The 15,179-nt window shown below is 73.1% G+C and carries 14 protein-coding genes, 1 pseudogene and 1 CRISPR repeat array; of the genes and pseudogenes, 5 read left to right on the top strand and 10 right to left on the bottom strand.

Annotated elements, in window-relative coordinates:
• From ABZZ79_RS15110 to ABZZ79_RS15100, 3 genes are all read right to left on the bottom strand, one after another.
• A complete protein-coding gene (locus ABZZ79_RS15110) occupies nt 1-645 on the bottom strand; it encodes a class F sortase (RefSeq protein WP_356689368.1) in 645 nt (214 codons plus the stop codon).
• A gap of 41 nt (nt 646-686) precedes the next feature.
• Nucleotides 687-1,091: a sortase-dependent protein gene (locus tag ABZZ79_RS15105; protein ID WP_356689367.1), complete on the bottom strand. Its 405-nt coding sequence runs from the start codon at nt 1,089-1,091 to the stop codon at nt 687-689.
• 114 nt (nt 1,092-1,205) lie between these two features.
• The gene (locus ABZZ79_RS15100; protein ID WP_356689366.1) at nt 1,206-3,110 is read right to left on the bottom strand and encodes a protein-arginine deiminase domain-containing protein; all 1,905 of its coding nucleotides are present in this window, start codon (nt 3,108-3,110) and stop codon (nt 1,206-1,208) included.
• A 164-nt stretch (nt 3,111-3,274) separates the two neighbouring features.
• Between ABZZ79_RS15100 and ABZZ79_RS15095 the strand changes: the two genes are divergently transcribed.
• A complete protein-coding gene (locus ABZZ79_RS15095) occupies nt 3,275-3,694 on the top strand; it encodes a luciferase family protein (protein WP_356689365.1) in 420 nt (139 codons plus the stop codon).
• Here the strand turns inward: ABZZ79_RS15095 and ABZZ79_RS15090 are convergent.
• Nucleotides 3,666-4,589, bottom strand: coding sequence for a Dyp-type peroxidase (locus tag ABZZ79_RS15090; RefSeq protein ID WP_356689364.1), 924 nt, complete (start codon nt 4,587-4,589; stop codon nt 3,666-3,668). The genes ABZZ79_RS15095 and ABZZ79_RS15090 overlap by 29 nt on opposite strands.
• A 231-nt stretch (nt 4,590-4,820) precedes the next feature.
• Nucleotides 4,821-4,958: pseudogene (locus tag ABZZ79_RS15085) on the bottom strand (aldo/keto reductase); the annotation flags it as partial.
• Nucleotides 4,959-5,112: 154 nt separating this feature from the next.
• Between ABZZ79_RS15085 and ABZZ79_RS15080 the strand changes: the two are divergent.
• Nucleotides 5,113-5,616 (top strand): hypothetical protein, encoded by a 504-nt coding sequence (locus tag ABZZ79_RS15080; RefSeq protein WP_356689363.1) that lies wholly within the window; start codon nt 5,113-5,115, stop codon nt 5,614-5,616.
• A 163-nt stretch (nt 5,617-5,779) separates the two neighbouring features.
• On the opposite strand, the gene ABZZ79_RS15075 is transcribed toward ABZZ79_RS15080, so the two are convergent.
• Nucleotides 5,780-7,135 (bottom strand): dipeptidase, encoded by a 1,356-nt coding sequence (locus tag ABZZ79_RS15075; protein ID WP_356689362.1) that lies wholly within the window; start codon nt 7,133-7,135, stop codon nt 5,780-5,782.
• 304 nt (nt 7,136-7,439) lie between these two features.
• A CRISPR array of direct repeats spans nt 7,440-7,734; the repeat unit is 25 nt; unit sequence AGGGGCGCGGGGAACTGCGCGAACA.
• A 187-nt stretch (nt 7,735-7,921) separates the two neighbouring features.
• Between ABZZ79_RS15075 and ABZZ79_RS15070 the strand changes: the two genes are divergently transcribed.
• The gene (locus tag ABZZ79_RS15070; RefSeq protein ID WP_356689361.1) at nt 7,922-9,046 is read left to right on the top strand and encodes an aminopeptidase P family protein; all 1,125 of its coding nucleotides are present in this window, start codon (nt 7,922-7,924) and stop codon (nt 9,044-9,046) included.
• 43 nt (nt 9,047-9,089) lie between these two features.
• Here the strand turns inward: ABZZ79_RS15070 and ABZZ79_RS15065 are convergent, their stop codons facing one another.
• Complete coding sequence (locus tag ABZZ79_RS15065; protein ID WP_356689360.1) at nt 9,090-9,737, bottom strand: hypothetical protein; 648 nt, start codon at nt 9,735-9,737, stop codon at nt 9,090-9,092.
• Between the two features lie 488 nt (nt 9,738-10,225).
• Between ABZZ79_RS15065 and ABZZ79_RS15060 the strand changes: the two genes are divergently transcribed.
• The gene (locus ABZZ79_RS15060; protein WP_356689359.1) at nt 10,226-10,984 is read left to right on the top strand and encodes a hypothetical protein; all 759 of its coding nucleotides are present in this window, start codon (nt 10,226-10,228) and stop codon (nt 10,982-10,984) included.
• Nucleotides 10,985-10,996: 12 nt separating this feature from the next.
• On the opposite strand, the gene ABZZ79_RS15055 is transcribed toward ABZZ79_RS15060, so the two are convergent.
• Nucleotides 10,997-12,340 (bottom strand): helix-turn-helix transcriptional regulator, encoded by a 1,344-nt coding sequence (locus ABZZ79_RS15055; protein WP_356689358.1) that lies wholly within the window; start codon nt 12,338-12,340, stop codon nt 10,997-10,999.
• A gap of 151 nt (nt 12,341-12,491) precedes the next feature.
• Between ABZZ79_RS15055 and ABZZ79_RS15050 the strand changes: the two genes are divergently transcribed.
• The gene (locus ABZZ79_RS15050) at nt 12,492-13,787 is read left to right on the top strand and encodes a M64 family metallopeptidase (protein WP_356689357.1); all 1,296 of its coding nucleotides are present in this window, start codon (nt 12,492-12,494) and stop codon (nt 13,785-13,787) included.
• Between the two features lie 243 nt (nt 13,788-14,030).
• Here ABZZ79_RS15050 and ABZZ79_RS15045 read toward each other — a convergent pair whose 3' ends face one another.
• Nucleotides 14,031-14,297 carry a DUF397 domain-containing protein gene (locus tag ABZZ79_RS15045; RefSeq protein WP_356689356.1) on the bottom strand — a complete coding sequence of 89 codons (267 nt, stop codon included), beginning with the start codon at nt 14,295-14,297 and terminating at the stop codon, nt 14,031-14,033.
• Nucleotides 14,266-15,105: a helix-turn-helix transcriptional regulator gene (locus tag ABZZ79_RS15040; RefSeq protein WP_356689355.1), complete on the bottom strand. Its 840-nt coding sequence runs from the start codon at nt 15,103-15,105 to the stop codon at nt 14,266-14,268. Before ABZZ79_RS15040 ends, ABZZ79_RS15045 begins: the two co-directional genes overlap by 32 nt.
• Between the last annotated feature and the right edge of the window lie 74 nt (nt 15,106-15,179).

Genomic DNA, 15,179 nt, shown 5'->3' with positions numbered 1-15,179 from the left:
TCAGGGGGTGCCGGACGTCAGGGTCGCGAAGGCGATCACGTTGTCCCGGTACTCGCCGCCGCTGCGCGGGCCGCCGCAGGTGATCAGCCGCAGCTCGGGGCGGGCCGTGTCGCCGTAGACGTCCCGCACGGGGAACTCCGCCTTGCGGACGGTGCGTACCGCGCTGACCGCGAACACCGCCGTACGGCCGTTCGCCGGCGTCACCTCGATCCGGTCGCCGGGCCGCAGCCGGTCCAGGTGGCGGAAGACGCCGTCGCCGTACGGGCCGACGGTGACATGGCCGAGCAGGACCGACGGGCCTTTGCGGCCGGGCGTCGGCGAGTGCCGGTACCAGCCCGCGCGGTCGTGCTCGGTCACCGGCGGCACCTGCACACCGCCGTCCGCGGCCAGCCCGAGGCCCATGACCGGGGTGTCGACGTCGGCGGCCGGGATGCGCAGCCGCACCGGCTCCGAGCGCTCCAGCGGCCGTGCGGCGGCCGTGCCCCCCGACCCGGCCGCGGCGTCGGACCCGGCCGCGGCGTCGGACCCGGCCGTGGCGTCGGACCCGGCCGTGGCCTTCGACGCTGCCGTGGTCCCCGCGCCACCGGGTTCCGCGCCGCCGCCCCCGCAGCCCGCGAGCAGCGCGGTCGCGGCTGCGGCGGTCAACACACCCCGGACGAGCCGGTTCACGCCCCGGACGAGCCGGTTCACGCCCCGGTCGCCCGCCGGCGCCGTACGACGAAGGTGACCGCGCCGCCCGCGACGAGCACCGCCGCGCCGGCGCCCGCGGCCATGCCGCCGCCGTTCGAACCGGCCGTGGAGACCTCTCCGGTGTCGGGCGCCCCGCTCGGCACGACGGACACCTGACCGCCGCCCGGCGCCCCGGTCGGCACCGGGGAGGGCGCGGCGGAGGGCACGGTGCTCTCGCTGGGCGAGGGCATCGCGGTGGGCTGGGCGCTCGGCATGCCGCTGCCGCTCCCGCCGCCGTCGGCGCTCTCGCTCGGCGGCGGGGTGGGCACCGGGGACGGGGTGCTGTCCGCGAAGGCGGCGCCGCCTCCCGCCAGCACGGCGGCACAGGCCACGGCCAGGGCACCCGGCACGGTTCGTCGCATCGCTTCGCTCTCTTTCGTCGGTGACCTCGGTGACGGATCGAGCGGAGAGACGACGCGGGCCCCTGCCGGGTTGTAAAGAGACGGCAAAGGCCCGCGGAGAGTGGGCGGCCCGGATCAGCGGGCGGCCGGAGCGCCCCACCACGGCGCCGAGGTGTCCCGCAGGGTGTTGGTGCCGCAATGCACCTCGCCCATGCCGAGGTGGTACGTGTACCAGTCGTCGATGTAGGAGACCTTGATGCCCGCCTTGCGGTAGGCGGCGGTCACGGCCGCGGTGAAGACGTCCTTGCCGCCGATGACCGGGCCCCACTGGCGCGGGGCGAGGTAGCGGTCGCGTGCGAGCAGGATGCCGTTGACGGCGCCGGGGACGTAGGCGCTGGTCGTGACGGTCGGCACGGCGGCCGCCCCGTCGCGGGCGAGGAGTCCCTGCTGGCCGTGGTCCCGCATCCCGTCGAGGGTGCCGCCGACGCGCCGCAGCAGGGGCATGCGGGTGCCGCTCGCGTCGGACTCGATGCCCCGGGTGTAGAGGGCGGGCACGCGGACGATCTCGGCGTCGGTGACACCGGTCTCCCGCTTGAGGACGTCGAGGTTGGCCCGGATGCGCTCGGCGGCCATGGTGTTGTCGGACACCAGGTGCCGGGAGGCGAGGGCCTGCGCGATGGTCTCCTGGGGCGGCAGCATGCCGTCGGCGGCCTTCACCGAGAACATCCGCGTCCCGCCGTGCCCCTCCCTCTGGGCCATGCGCAGCAGGTCGAGACCGGCCTGCGGGTCGGCGATCCCGATCCGCCAGCCGCGCGGGGTGTCGGCGGGCAGGAACTGCACGAACTCGTCGACGTGCCCGACGTGCAGCCAGGAGGTGTCCAGCAGCAGCGGGTTCTGCAGCCCCTGGGAGCGCAGCAGCGCGCGGATCTCCCGCGAGGGCCGCGCGCCGCCGCTCTCGCGCCTGCCCATGATGATCCGGCCGGCCGGGTAGGAGCGGCCGCCCTGGGCCGTGTACGGCGGGATGGTCTCCAGGTTGCCGAAGGAGTTCAGCGTCTCCCAGCCCCGCGTCTCGCGCCCGCGCGCCTGCACGACGCCGATGCCGGGGCCGCGCAGCCTGGTGTAGAGCTCCCGCCCGGCCGGGCGGGCCTGCGCCGAGCGCAGCATCACCCGTATCGTCTGCGGGCGCCCGCCGGCCCCGGTCATCCCGACGTACGCCGGTTCCACGAAGTCCTGCGCCCATACGTCGCCGTACTGGCGGAACTTGACGACGGGCGCGGTCACCCCGGCCGCCTGGACCTGACGCAACAGCCCCTTGACGAACTGCTGCTGGCCGCGCGCGTAGGGGTCGTTGCCGCGGACTTCGGTGACCAGCACCCGCTGGGTGTTCTGGAGGTTGTGGTGGGTGAGCAGCGGGGCCGCGCGCAGGGTCACGTCGTCGGCGGCGGTGCCGGCCGCGGAGGTGACCGTCAGCCGGATCACCGCGCGCCCGTCCCAGACGCCGCTGTCGCGGATCACGTCCCTGCCCTCGACGCCGAACTCCACGCCCGCGCGCAGCTCCTGGGCGGTCAGCCGGGTCGCGCCGGTCACCGCCGTCCAGGCGTCGGCCCGCTTGAGGAACACCCTGACCCGCCCGGCCCCGGTCGTCACCTGGACGCTGCCGGTCGCGTCGTCGGACAGGCCGGCGGCGGGCACGGACCGTACCCGGGCCAGATCGGCGGCGTCCGCGGCGCCGTTGACCCTGCCGTCGGCGGCGTCGTTGCAGCGGGCGAGCGCCGCGTCGGGGGTGTCGGCGGCCGGAGGGCGGCAACGCCGGGAGTCGTCGTCGATGTTGGGCAGGAACAGCGCCCCCCGCCCGACGGACCAGGTGTCCTCCCCCGACTCGTCCGTGACGCCGGTGACGCCGGCCGTCCCGTCGCGGTCCACGTCCGCCCGCAGATCGACGCGGGGCGGCTCCGCCGCCTGGGCCAGAGCGGGCGGCGCCAGCACCGCTCCCGCCACGGCGAGGGCGAGAACGACTCGTCCGGCTTGTCTCGTACGCACCTTTTCGCGTCCTTTCTTCCACGGTTGACACCGGGGAAGAGGGCGCCGGGACGAGGTGCGTTGTGTACGGATCCGGCCATTCGCCAGGAGAGGGAAAGCTCACGGCCGGGTTACGGTGCGCTCAACCTCTGGTGTATGACGAGTAGGAGAGCAACCATGGAGCCATGACTCCGGCCCAGCGCGCCCGGGAATGCCTCACGGTCTGGCCCGACCTCTCTCCGGGTCCGGCCACCTGTGGTACGGGCCAGGCGCTTCGCTCCTCGCACGGCGAGATCGTCCACTTCCACACCGGCCACGACGTCGACCTCCATCTCACCGACCGCTCCCTGGGACGCTTCTCCGCCGACCTCGGAGCCTCCACCGCGATACGGCTGGTGCCGGGCTCGCGCTGGGTGACCGTGCATCTCGACTGCGACGCGGACGTGGATCTGCTGCTGAGCCTCGTGAGCGTCGCCCTCAAGGCCCAGCAGACGGACGGGACGCGGGCCGTGGCCGACGGCTGCAACCTGCACCGTGTGACCGTGCTGGCGCGGCAGCCGAGGCCCGCGAAGACGCTCAGGTGGCGTGTCGGTCGCACTGCCTGAGGAACGTCGCCGACGGCACATAGAACCGGGTGCCGGTGACCGCGCGGGAGAAGTCCAGCAGCGGGTCCGGGCCGGTCTCCGGTGTGCCCAGGTACATCCGCCTCAGCATCGTCTCCGTGACCTCCGGGTCACGGGCGTAGGCGATGAAGTACGTGCCGAACTCGCCGCGTCCCGGGCGGCCGAAGGGCATCGCTCCGCGCAGGATGCGGAGTTCGGCGCCGTCCGGGTCGGTGAGGGTGTTCACGTCGACGTGGGAGCCGGGCGCGTTGATCTCCAGGTTGGTCAACTTGGTGCGGCCGATGGCGTGTTCCTGCTCCTCCACCGTGAGCTTCTCCCAGGCGTCCACCTCGTGCAGGTATTTCTGCACCATCACGTAGCTGCCGCCCTCGAACCCCGGTTCCTCGGCGCCGATCAGGGCCGTCTCCGCGGCGGTCGGGCCCACGGGGTTCTCGGTGCCGTCCACGAAGCCGAGCAGATTGCGGGAGTCGAGGTAGGAGAACGCCTGCACCTCGTCCTCGACGGTCGCCAGGTCGGACAGTCGCTTGAGGATCTCCGTGGTGAGGGCGAAGCAGAGGTCCTGGCGGTCGGCGCGGATGTGGAAGAGCAGGTCGCCCGGCGTGGACACGGCGCGGTGGCGGGGGCCCGCGAGTTCACGGAAGGGGTGGAGCCCCGGCGGGCGGGGGGCGCCCGCGGTGATCCTGTCCCAGGCGAGGGAGCCGATTCCCGTGACGCAGGTGAGGCGGGCGGCGGGGTGACCGAAGCCGATGGCCCTGGTCAGGGATTCCAACTCGGCGAGCAGGGCGCGGGTCTGGGGTTCGCCGCCCTCTTTCACCGTGACTATGAGGAATGTCGCCGCCGAGGTCGGGGGGTCCAGGACTGGCTGTGGTGACGTCATGCGGTCTCCCTCTGTCGTGCCCGCCGTTTTCGGCTCTCCGGCCGATGTGCCGCTTCGCGGCCTTTCCCCGCCCACGCGCTGCCCGTACCAGTGGTGCGGAAGCCCGGCACTCCCTCTGTGGCCGGTCACTGTCGGCGGCTCTCCCGCATCCTCTTTGCCTGGCTATGACCTTAGAGGTGGGCGGGGTCCTCTCGGGAGCGGGGCACGGGGGCGCACCCATGCCCCGTTCGCTCAGGTGCCCGCCGGGCGGTCCGCCTCCGCGCGCCTGCGCTGCGACCTGTCCGTCAGCGACGGCGGCTGCCACGCCCCGTCCGCGCGGTAGAGGTCGGTGCCCGGGTCCACGATCTCGTCGATGCGGTCCAGGGTGTCTCTCGGACATGCCCTGTTGACCGTCGCGGGGCCGTCAGGGTTGTGCGGCCTCGCCCCGCCCGCCGCCGGGGATTGCGCCGTACGGCCGCCCCGGGCATGCGGAGGGGTGCCCGGCGGCCTTCACTGGAGGGGACTTTGCACCCTTGGAGGCGACATGCCGGGTTCCCTCACCCGCCGGGCGGCCGGTGCCGCGGTGATCCTGATTCTCGGTACGGCCGTGACGGCCTGCTCGGACGACGACAGCCCCTCGTCGACCGTCAGCGAGGCCGCCTCGGCCGTGCAGTCGGCGGCGTCGAAGGTGGCGTCCGCCGCCTCCCAGGCCCCGGAGGCGCTGGCGTCTGCGACCGCGGAGGCCGGCAGGAAGCTGGACGACATCAAGGGCGGGACGGATGTCAGCAAGGACGTCCGGCTGGCCGAGCCGCAGATCAACTCCGCGGGCCGGGCCACCGTCGGGGTGAGCGCGCACAACTCGGCGGGCTCCGCCAAGTCCTTCGCGGTGCAGGTGAACTTCACCGACACGAGCGGCAATCTGCTCGATACGGTGGTCGTCACGCTGTCCGACGTGCCCTCGGGTGAGACCGGGAAGGCGACCGCCACCAGCAATCGCGACCTGTCCGGCGAGGTGAAGGCCGAGGTGGGGCGGGCCGTGCGGTACTAGGCCTGTCTGGACCTGGACTTCGGCGGCGGGCCGTGCGGTACTAGGCCTGTCTGGACCTGGACTTCGGCGGCGGGCCGTGCGTGGCCGGTCGCGCAGTTCCCCGCGCCCCTAAAGATTGCGCCGTTCCCCGCGCCCCTAAGAGATTCGATCCGGTCGGGCATGATCAGCGGTGGGCGAGGCGCGCGAACTCCTGGAGGAACAGCGCCTCCACGTGCGCCATGTGCTCGATCTCGCGCGGGTCCACGCTCTCGTTCGGGGCGTGGATCAGACAGCGCGGCTCCTCCACTCCCATCAGGATGATCTCCGCGCGCGGATAGGCTGCGGCGAGCACGTTGCACAGCGGGATCGACCCGCCCTGGCCGAGGAAGGCCAGCGGCTTGCCGTACACCTCGCGCATCGCCGTACCCAGCGCGGTGTAGGCGGGGCCGTGCGTGGCGGCGCGGAAGGGCGCGCCGGAGCTCTCCGTCTCTACCGTCACCCGGGCGCCCCAGGGCGCGGCCCCGGTGAGCTGCCGGGCGAGGGCCTCGCGGGCGGCGCCCACGTCCATGCCGGGCGGCACCCGCAGACCGACCCGGGCGCGGGCGGTGGCGGGCACCGCGGCCGCCGAGCCGACCACGGGCGGGCAGTCGATGCCGAGCACGGTGACCGCGGGCCGCGCCCACAGCCGGTCGGCGACGGTGCCGGTGCCAGTGAGGCGCACACCGTCCAGCACGCCGGCGTCCGCGCGGAACTGCTCCTCGTCGTAGCCGACGCCGTCCCACACGCCCTCGCAGTCCAGCCCGGCGATGCGGGTGGCCCCGGACTCCGGGTCGCGCAGGGTGCCCAGCAGCTGGATCAGCGCGGCCAGCGCGTCGGGGGCGGGGCCGCCGAACATGCCGGAGTGGACCTCGCCGCGCAGGGTGTCGACGGTGACCACGACATTGGTCAGGCCGCGCAGCGAGACGGTGGCGGTGCCGGTGCCGACCTCGGCGTTGCCTGTGTCGCACACCAGCAGGGCGTTGGCGTGGAACTGCTCGCTGTGCTGGGTGACGTACTCCTCCAGCCCGCCCGTGCCCTGCTCCTGCGAGCCCTCGGCGACGAACTTGATGCCCACCGGGATGTCGTCGCCGAGCGCCCTGAGGGCGGTGAGGTGCATGACGATGTTGCCCTTGCAGTCGGCGGCGCCGCGCCCGTACCAGCGGCCGTCGCGCTCGGTGAGCGTGAAGGGCGGGGTGGTCCAGGCGTCGTCGTCGAGCGGGGGCTGGACGTCGTAGTGGCAGTAGAGCAGGACCGTGGGCGCGCCGGGCGGGGGCGGGCGGTGGCCGAGGACGGCGTGGCTGCCGTCGGGCGTCTCGGCGAGGTGGACGTCCCGCAGGCCCACCTCGGCGAAGGCGTCGGCGACCCACTGGGCGGCCCGCCGGCACTCCTCCGGCGGGTACTGGCGGGGATCGGCGACGGACGGGACGGAGACGAGCTCGGCGAGGTCGTCCTTCGCGCGCGGCATCAACTCCGCGATCTTCCGGGCGAGTTCGGTCATCATCCGGTCACCGCCTCACCGTGTCGTCGGTCTCCAGGTCATCGATGTCCTCCTGGACGACGTCGAGCATGCCGGGGCCGGTGGCGCCGTTGGCGAGGTTGTGGCGTGGCCGGTCTTCGCTGTCCCCGCGGGGACGTCCGTCGACGCCATCGGGCCCTCCCTCGGCTGCGGTTGATGTTGAGCCCAGGGTCGGGGGGTTGCGGTGGGGGCGCAGGGCGGGTGAGCCGTCCGGGTGAATCCGCCGGAGCGGGGCCTGACGCGCCGCCGAGCCCACCGACACCCCTGGAAACCACCCGGGCGCCCCCTCAGGGGCGCGGGGAACTGCGCGAACAGCCACAACGTGCCCGCACATACGAACCACCCCCCAGGACCACCCCCCAAGGGGCGCGGGGAACTGCGCGAACAACCACCGACCACCCGCACCCCACACACCCACAAGCCACCCACCACCCCAGGGGCGCGGGGAACTGCGCGAACAACCACAACGTGCCCGCACATACGAACCACCCCCCAGGACCACCCCCCAAGGGGCGCGGGGAACTGCGCGAACAGCCACGACGTGCCCGCACCCACCCCCAGGGGCGCGGGGAACTGCGCGGACAGGTACGAGCCACCCGCCCGACCGCGGGGTCGAGACGCCATGGTGTTCGGCGCGGCGCTCGCACCGACCCGCCAGATCACCCGTTCGGCGTCGTTTGCGCGCGCGGCCGACGCGAAAGGCCCGTCCAATGGAGAGAGCACCGCGGCACGAGGCGACGACCGCGGACGGCCCGACGAGGGGACGACACCATGACCGAGGCACCCCCGCCCTTCACCGAGCAGGTGTACGCCGAACGCATGAACCGCGCCGCCCATGACGCGGCCGAGGCGGGCCTGGCCGGGCTGCTGGTGACGCCCGGCCCCGACATGGTGTGGCTGTGCGGGTACCAGCCCACCGCCCTCACCGAGCGCCTCACGCTCCTCGTCCTCACCCCCGACGCCCAGCCCCGCCTGCTCGTGCCCGCGCTGGAGCGTCCCGACGCCGAGGCCGCGTCCGGCGCGAGCGCCCTGCGCGTGACGGACTGGCGCGACGGCCAGGACCCCTACGCGGCCGCGGCCGGCCTGCTGCGCCCCAACGCCCGTTACGGCGTCTCCGACTCGGCCTGGGCGCTGCATCTGCTCGGCCTGCAGGAGGCCCTGCCGATGACCTCGTACCGCGCCCTGACCACGGCCCTGCCGTTGCTGCGCGCGGTGAAGGACGAGCACGAGGTGGCGCGGCTGGCGGCGGCGGGCGCGGCGGCGGACGCCACGTACCGGGAGCTGCTGTCGCTGCGCTTCGCCGGCCGGCGGGAGACCGACGTGGCCGCCGACCTGGCCCGGCTGCTGCGCGAGCACGGCCACGAGCAGGTGGACTTCACGGTGGTCGGCTCCGGCCCGAACGGCGCGAACCCGCACCATGAGGCAGGTGACCGGGTCATCGAGGACGGCGACATGGTCGTCCTGGACTTCGGCGGCCTGCTGGACGGCTACGGCTCGGACACCACCCGCACCGTCCACGTGGGCGAGCCCACCGGCGAGGAGCGCCGGGTCCACGGCATCGTCCAGGAGGCCCAGCAGGCGGCCTTCGAGGCGGTACGGCCGGGCGTGGCCTGCCAGCTCATCGACCGGGTGGCCCGCGCGGTCATCGAGAAGGCCGGCTACGGCGAGTACTTCATCCACCGCACCGGCCACGGCATCGGCGTCACCACGCACGAGCCCCCGTACATGGTCGAGGGCGAGGAGCAGCCCCTCGTCCCCGGCATGTGTTTCTCCATCGAGCCCGGCATCTACCTGCCCGGCCGGTTCGGTGTGCGCATCGAGGACATCGTGACGTGCACGCAGGACGCGGGTCGCCGCCTGAACGGCACCGACCACGAGATGGCGCTGGTGAGCTGAGGCCCGCCCGGCGCCGCGGGCACGGGCGCTCACCCGGTGCCGCTCATCTGCCCTCCGCCCGCGCCAGTTCCCTGCTCACCGCCGCCTCTCCCCGGCCCAGCAGCGCCTTCTCCAGGCTTCGGTCGTCCTTGCGGGAGAAGCGCTCCGCTGCGGCCACGTCCGCCTCGGTAAGGACCCGCCCGCACCACTCGCCGCGGCCCGCGACCCCGTCGTCGAAGGGCACGGCGGCGCCCTCGCCGAGGACGGTCCAGCCGCCTTCGTCCCAGCGCAGGGCGAGGAGGTAGGTGTGGCCGGTCTCCAGGCGTGGCGCGTCACCGGTGGTCGCCTCGACGCGCTCGCCGGTCGCCCTGGGGACCCGCCAGCCCGGGGCGACCATGTCGAAGTCGCGGCCGATCGCGTGGCGGGGGCGTTCGGTGCTCCACAGGACGCCCTCGGTACGGAAGGCGACCAGCCGGTCGACGGTGTAGGCCACCGGGCCGCGGTCGTAGTCCTGCCGCCCGGTGTCCTGTTCGCCGGCCGGTGTCGCCACGACCACGTGGTCGGCGTACGTCACCCAGTCCCGGGCCGTCTGGGAGGGCCACGGCTCGCTGCCGTACCCGCAGCCGACCACGGTGTTCAGGCCGGGGCGGCCGAGGACGACGGCGGCGGCGACCGTCGCGAAGGCCAGCGCGGCCACGGCCGGTCGCCCCACGTCACGGTGAGTGAAAGGTGTCAAGCGCACGGCTGTCGGGTCCCCCGTATCCCTGACGGTCCGAAGGAGCTTTTGGCTCCCGCGGCCGGTCGTGCCGGAGGTCCCCCTGTCCACGGCCCCCGGCGGCGACATCGTCACCGGGGAACAAGACGCGCGAACCGGCCCTGCGGTGGCATCTCCGACGCGACCGTTCCGAACGGCCGTCGGCCACCCGCACCCACACACACGCACGAGCCACGCAGTTCCTCAGGGGCGCGGGGAACTGCGCGAAGGGCCGCCGACCACCCGCACCCGCAAACGCACGCAAGCCCCCCAAGGGGCGCGGGGAACTGCGCGAACGGCCGTCGGCCACCCGCACCCACACACACGCACGAGCCACGCCGGCCCGGGCCGGTCACCCGGACGGGTCGCCGCGCTGGTGGCGGGGGCGACGCGATGGTGCCGTTGATCTACGTCCACCGCCGCAAGTCCCCCCGGAGGCACCCCCGATGACCCGCCCCGCGATCCCGAGCGCCCTCCTCGCCTCCCTGCTGGGCACGGTGCTGGCCGCCACGGCCTGCACCACGACCGCCCCCGCAGCCCGGCAGAAGGCCACCACGCCCGCATCGAGCACATCCACCCCCGCCCCGCCGCCCAGCGCACCCGCCCTGACCGAGGCGCAGGCCCACGCGGCCCTGATCAGCGAGGCGGATCTGGGCGAGCCGTGGACACCGACGCAGGGCGCGGCGACCTGGCGGGACGCGTTCCTGAAGGCGAAGGCCGCGCAGCCGGACTGCGGACGGCTGCTGGACGCGCTCTACACGGACGAGCTGCTCGGCGCCCCGGCCCGTGCGGCGGTGGGCCTGGACGACGGCTGGGACGAGGCCCAGCTGCGCCACCAGGTCACCGCCCAGCCCCCCGCGGAGGTGGACCGGGCGCTCGCCTGGCTGGGCGGGCTGCCGGGCAAGTGCGGCCGGTTCACGGCGACCTCCTCGCGCGGGACCCCGCTGTCGGTGACGGTCGACGGCATCCCGCTGCCGGAGGTCGGGGACGCGCGTCAGGGCCTGCTGGTGACGGTCAGCGAGGAGACCGACGGCGAATGGGTCACCCTGACCCTGCTGGCGGCCGCGGCCCGGGTGGGCGAGGACGCGTTCACCGTCACCACCGGCGGCCTGGGCGACGTTCCGCCCGAGGCGCTGGAGGCGGCGGTGGGCCTGGGCGCGCAACGGCTGGCGGAGGTCCGCAAGCAGGGCCGCGTCCAGGTGTGATCCCGCGCGGCGTCACAGCGGCGGCTGGGCGGGCGCGGGGCCCAGCGTCGTGGTGCCCGGGGCCGTGCGGTGGCCGAGGCCGGTGCGGTAGGCGTCCAGGGCGGCCTCCACACGGCCGGTGCGCCGCAGCAGGTCCCCGAGCAGCCGGCACAGGTCGGCCAGGTCCCCGGCCGCCCCCGCCCGCTCCAGCAGGCTCAGCGCCCGCACGTAGTGCTCCTCGGCGGCCTCGGTGTCACGGGCGTCCTCGGCGATGATGCCGAGCAGCCGGTGGGCGGCCGCGGCGTGCACGGCGCCGCGCTCCGAGGACAGGTCGTCGAGCACGGTGCGCAGCAGCTCACCGGCCTCCTCGGAGCGGCCGCGCCGGTGCAGCACGTCGGCCAGTTCGACGGCGACCTGACTGCTGTAGAGGGCGGACCGCTGCGAGGCGAGCATGTCCTGGGCGGCCCGCAGCTCGTTCTCGGCCTTCTCCAGCTCGCCGTTCTGGGCGCAGACATAGCCGCGCATCCAGTGGCAGTTGGCCAGCTCGGTGCGGATCTTCAGCTGGCGGTACATCTCGGCGGCCTTGGCCAGTGAGGCGTCGGCCTCGAAGACCCGGCCCTCGGCCAGCAGTGTCCGGGCGACCGAGCGGTGCATCCGGGCCACCAGCGCCGGATCGCCCGCCCGTGGGGCCAGCGCGAGCGCGAACTCGGCGGCCTGCGCGGCGCGGGCGTGCGCGCCCATGTCCATGTACGGCGCGATGACCCCGGTGTAGAGCAGCAGCAGGGCGTCCGGGTCGTGCAGTCCGCCCCGGTTCAGCTCGTCGAGGGTGGACTCCAGGAGGTAGACGGCGTAGCGCAGTTCACCGGCGAGGTAGTGGGCGACCGCGCGGCCCCTGAGCGCCGGTACCCGGGCGGGCAGCGGCCGGCCGCACAGCACCTGCTCGGCGCGTTCGAAGTACTCGCGGGCGGCGACGATGTCCCCGGTGTCCAGGCCGCACTCGCCGAGTCCGAGCAGGGCGGTGGCCTGCTCGTCCACCAGATTGTGCGTCTCGGCCTCGGCCAGCAGCGCGGTGTAGAGCCCGGCGGCCTCGTCGGCCTCGCCCTCGGCCAGGGTGCGCTGGGCCTCGGTGAGCCGCAGCCGCAGGCCGGTGGCGAGATGGGCGGGACGCCCGGTGGCGAGCTCCTCGAAGCCGACGCCCAGCCGCGCGGCGAGATGGCGCAGCGCGTCGTCGGAGGGCCGCACGCGCCCGGCCTCCAGTGTGGAGATGTACGCGGGCGTGTACGCGGGTTCGGCCAACTGCTTCTGGGTCAACCCGCGTTCACGGCGCAACTGTTGCACACGGCGACCGATGGTCTCGGGATCGTCCCGCTCAGGCATGCACTCAATCATGCCAGTAAGTCCACTTATCAACAGTCCGCTTGCCGATCAATGCACCCAACTCTTTTCTCCTCCTTGTGCGTTACCCCTGCCGCCCCTAACTTAATCAATCACTTAAGCGCATTTAATCGATTGCTTTCGAGGGGTTGCGGTGACCGGAGACGCAAGGAAACGCCGGCTGACCTCGCTCGGCGCGGGCCTGGCCGCGACGGCGGCCCTGCTGGCGGCGGGCACGGCGGCCCCGGCGGCACAGGCCGCGCCCAGAGGCGAGACCCACGAGGTGGAGTACTTCGCGGGCCCGCACGCCAGGCCCCGCCATGTGGAGGTCGAGGACAGCGCCCACCGCACGGCGGCCCCCGCCACCGCACCGGTCAAGCCGCTCCAGCGGACCGGCCCGACCAAGGCCCGCCTGGACCTCGTCGTCATCGGTGACGGCTACACGGCCGCCGAACAGGGCGACTTCACGGCCGACGCCCGGCGCTCGCTGGACGCGATCTTCGCGATCGAGCCGTACCGCAGCTACCGCGGCCTGTTCAACATCTGGCTGGTCGAGGCGGCCTCCCCGGTCTCCGGCGTCTCGGGCGACCCCACGGCCGACGTCACCCGCGACACTGCCCTCGGCTCGTACTTCTTCTGCGAGGAGATCGAGCGCCTGCTCTGCGTGGACACCGACGCGGTGACCGCCCAGGCGAACCGCGCTCCGGCCGCCGACATCGTCTTCGTCGTCGCCAACTCCACCAAGTACGGCGGCGCGGGCTACACCTTCACCACGCCCCCGGACGGCGCGATCTACCGGGGCATCGCCACGATGTCCTCCGACAACGAGCGCTCCTACCTCATCGGCGCGCACGAACTGGGCCATTCCATAGGCAACCTGGCCGACGAGTACCAGTACGCCGGTTACGGCGCCTACCCCGGCCCCGAGGCGCCCGACATCAACCTCTCCACCCACCGCGACCTCGGCTCGGCCAAGTGGCACCGCTGGGTGGGCGAGCAGGACCCCACGGGCTCGCCCGTCGGCACGTACGAGGGCGGCGGCTACTACGAGACGGGCGTCTTCCGACCGACCGACACCTCGATCATGCGGACCCTGACCTCGACGGAATTCAACCTCGTCGGCCGCGAGGCGATGATCGCCGGCTTCTACGCCCACGCCGACACGCTGACGCCGCGCACGCCGACCACGGCCCCCGTGTCCCGGGGCACCCGCCTCACCGTCGAGCTCGCCCCGCTCACGGGCCTGGCGGCGCCTCGCCTCACCTGGTACGCCGACGGCAAGCGGGTCGACCGCGCGACGGGCGACCTCTCGGTCACGCCGGCCGAACTGGGCATCCGGGGCCGCGGCCCGCACACCGTCAGGGCCACGGTGACTGACGGGTCGGCGTCCCTGCGCGACCCGTCAGCGCTCGTGTCAGCGACCAACTCCCTGACCTGGCTGCTCCGCTGATCAGACTCCCGTCCGGAGCCCGGCCATCAATTTCCCTCTTCCGGCCGGGCTCCGGAACCCCCTAGGTTGGAGACCGAATTAAGGGTGCTTAACCGGTCGCTGTATTGCGAGGTTGCCGTGCTCTACCGCTCCATGCCCCGCAACGGACGCCCACCGGCGCGACTCGCCCGCGCGTTCGCCGCCGCGATCATCGCGGCGGTCGCCCTGATCACGGCGTCCAGCGCCGTGCCGACGAGAGCGCAGTCAGCGGGCCAGGTGGCCGAGAAAGGCGTCCCAGGCCTCGCGGGAGAGTGACAGGGTGCCGTGAGCGGGGTTCTTGGAGTCGCGCACGGCGATGGTGCAGGGAGTGTCGGCGACTTCGAGGCAGTCGCCGCCGGTGTTTCCGCTGTACGAGGCCTTGCGCCAGCGCGCGGCTCCGCGGGGGGCGCATTCGACGCAGTCACCGCCGCTTGTCCCGCTGTACGAAGATTTACGCCAGTCAGCGCGGTTCGGATCCAGGCTGTTCTGCATAGCGTTCCTCCATCACGCGGGTGATCAGGTCGGCCGAGTCCTCCAGCGAGAGGGCAGCGGCCTGCAAGCGAGCGTAGCCGACCGAACGCTCCCTGATCACTTGCGGATTGGCGGTCATGTGCCCTTGGTCGTAGCTCTCGCAGTAGTGGAGATCGGGGTGGTCGTCGAAGCGAAGGACGTTGAACGAGCCCATCATTCCCGTGTGTGCGCCCACCTCGTAAGGCAGCACCTGGATGTGCACCCAGGGGTTGTTCCGATAGCGCAGCAGGTTGGCGAGTTGGCCGCGCATGACGTCACGGTCGCCGACCAGTTGATACAGCACCGACTCGTCGAGAACCACCCACAACGACGGGGGCTGCTCGCGTTCCAGCATCCGCTGCCGATCCACGCGGGCCGCGACCAGCTCGTCGATCCTGCCGGGGTGGTCCACTTCGAAGAGTGCGGCAGCGTACTCCGGCGTCTGGAGAAGCCCGTACACCACCTGGCACTGATACGAGGAGATGAACGTGGCCTTGCCCTCCATCTCGGCGTAAGCCTGAAACCAGCTGGGCAACTGGCTCCGCAGAACCAACCCCACCAGCCGCGAGAAGAACCCGTCGGTCATCAACGCCGCGTCCACCCGTTCGGCGAACTCCCGTTGCGGCACTTTCAACGCGGTCTCGATCTGGCCGATCAGAGACCCCGTGCAGAAGAGAACGCCGCCCAGTTCCTTCAGCGTCAGGCCCGCTTCCTCCCGCTTTCTGCGGAGCTCATAGCCGAAGTAGTCCAAGGGCGAGGCGTTCGGGTCGAGTTCGCGCACGTGAACCATGTCGCCCAGCGTAACGAGGCAACTCCCCTGTGCTCACGGGAATCCCAAAAATTCCGTTGCCCGACGCACCCCCG

Origin of the sequence: Streptomyces sp. NPDC006458 (assembly GCF_040612135.1) — a bacterium.
Lineage (GTDB): Bacteria > Actinomycetota > Actinomycetes > Streptomycetales > Streptomycetaceae > Streptomyces.
Note: the sequence above shows the minus strand (reverse complement) of the source record. Positions and strands in the feature narration are given on the sequence as shown.

Bases quoted from the DNA above. Each gene is read 5' to 3' on its own strand.
- ABZZ79_RS15075 (WP_356689362.1), bottom strand. From the start codon at position 7,135: ATGATGACCGAACTCGCCCGGAAGATCGCGGAGTTGATGCCGCGCGCG.
- ABZZ79_RS15055 (WP_356689358.1), bottom strand. From the start codon at position 12,340: ATGCCTGAGCGGGACGATCCCGAGACCATCGGTCGCCGTGTGCAACAG.
- ABZZ79_RS15080 (WP_356689363.1), top strand. From the start codon at position 5,113: ATGCCGGGTTCCCTCACCCGCCGGGCGGCCGGTGCCGCGGTGATCCTG.
- ABZZ79_RS15090 (WP_356689364.1), bottom strand. From the start codon at position 4,589: ATGACGTCACCACAGCCAGTCCTGGACCCCCCGACCTCGGCGGCGACA.
- ABZZ79_RS15105 (WP_356689367.1), bottom strand. From the start codon at position 1,091: ATGCGACGAACCGTGCCGGGTGCCCTGGCCGTGGCCTGTGCCGCCGTG.
- ABZZ79_RS15095 (WP_356689365.1), top strand. From the start codon at position 3,275: ATGACTCCGGCCCAGCGCGCCCGGGAATGCCTCACGGTCTGGCCCGAC.
- ABZZ79_RS15045 (WP_356689356.1), bottom strand. From the start codon at position 14,297: ATGCAGAACAGCCTGGATCCGAACCGCGCTGACTGGCGTAAATCTTCG.
- ABZZ79_RS15070 (WP_356689361.1), top strand. From the start codon at position 7,922: ATGACCGAGGCACCCCCGCCCTTCACCGAGCAGGTGTACGCCGAACGC.
- ABZZ79_RS15040 (WP_356689355.1), bottom strand. From the start codon at position 15,105: ATGGTTCACGTGCGCGAACTCGACCCGAACGCCTCGCCCTTGGACTAC.
- ABZZ79_RS15060 (WP_356689359.1), top strand. From the start codon at position 10,226: ATGACCCGCCCCGCGATCCCGAGCGCCCTCCTCGCCTCCCTGCTGGGC.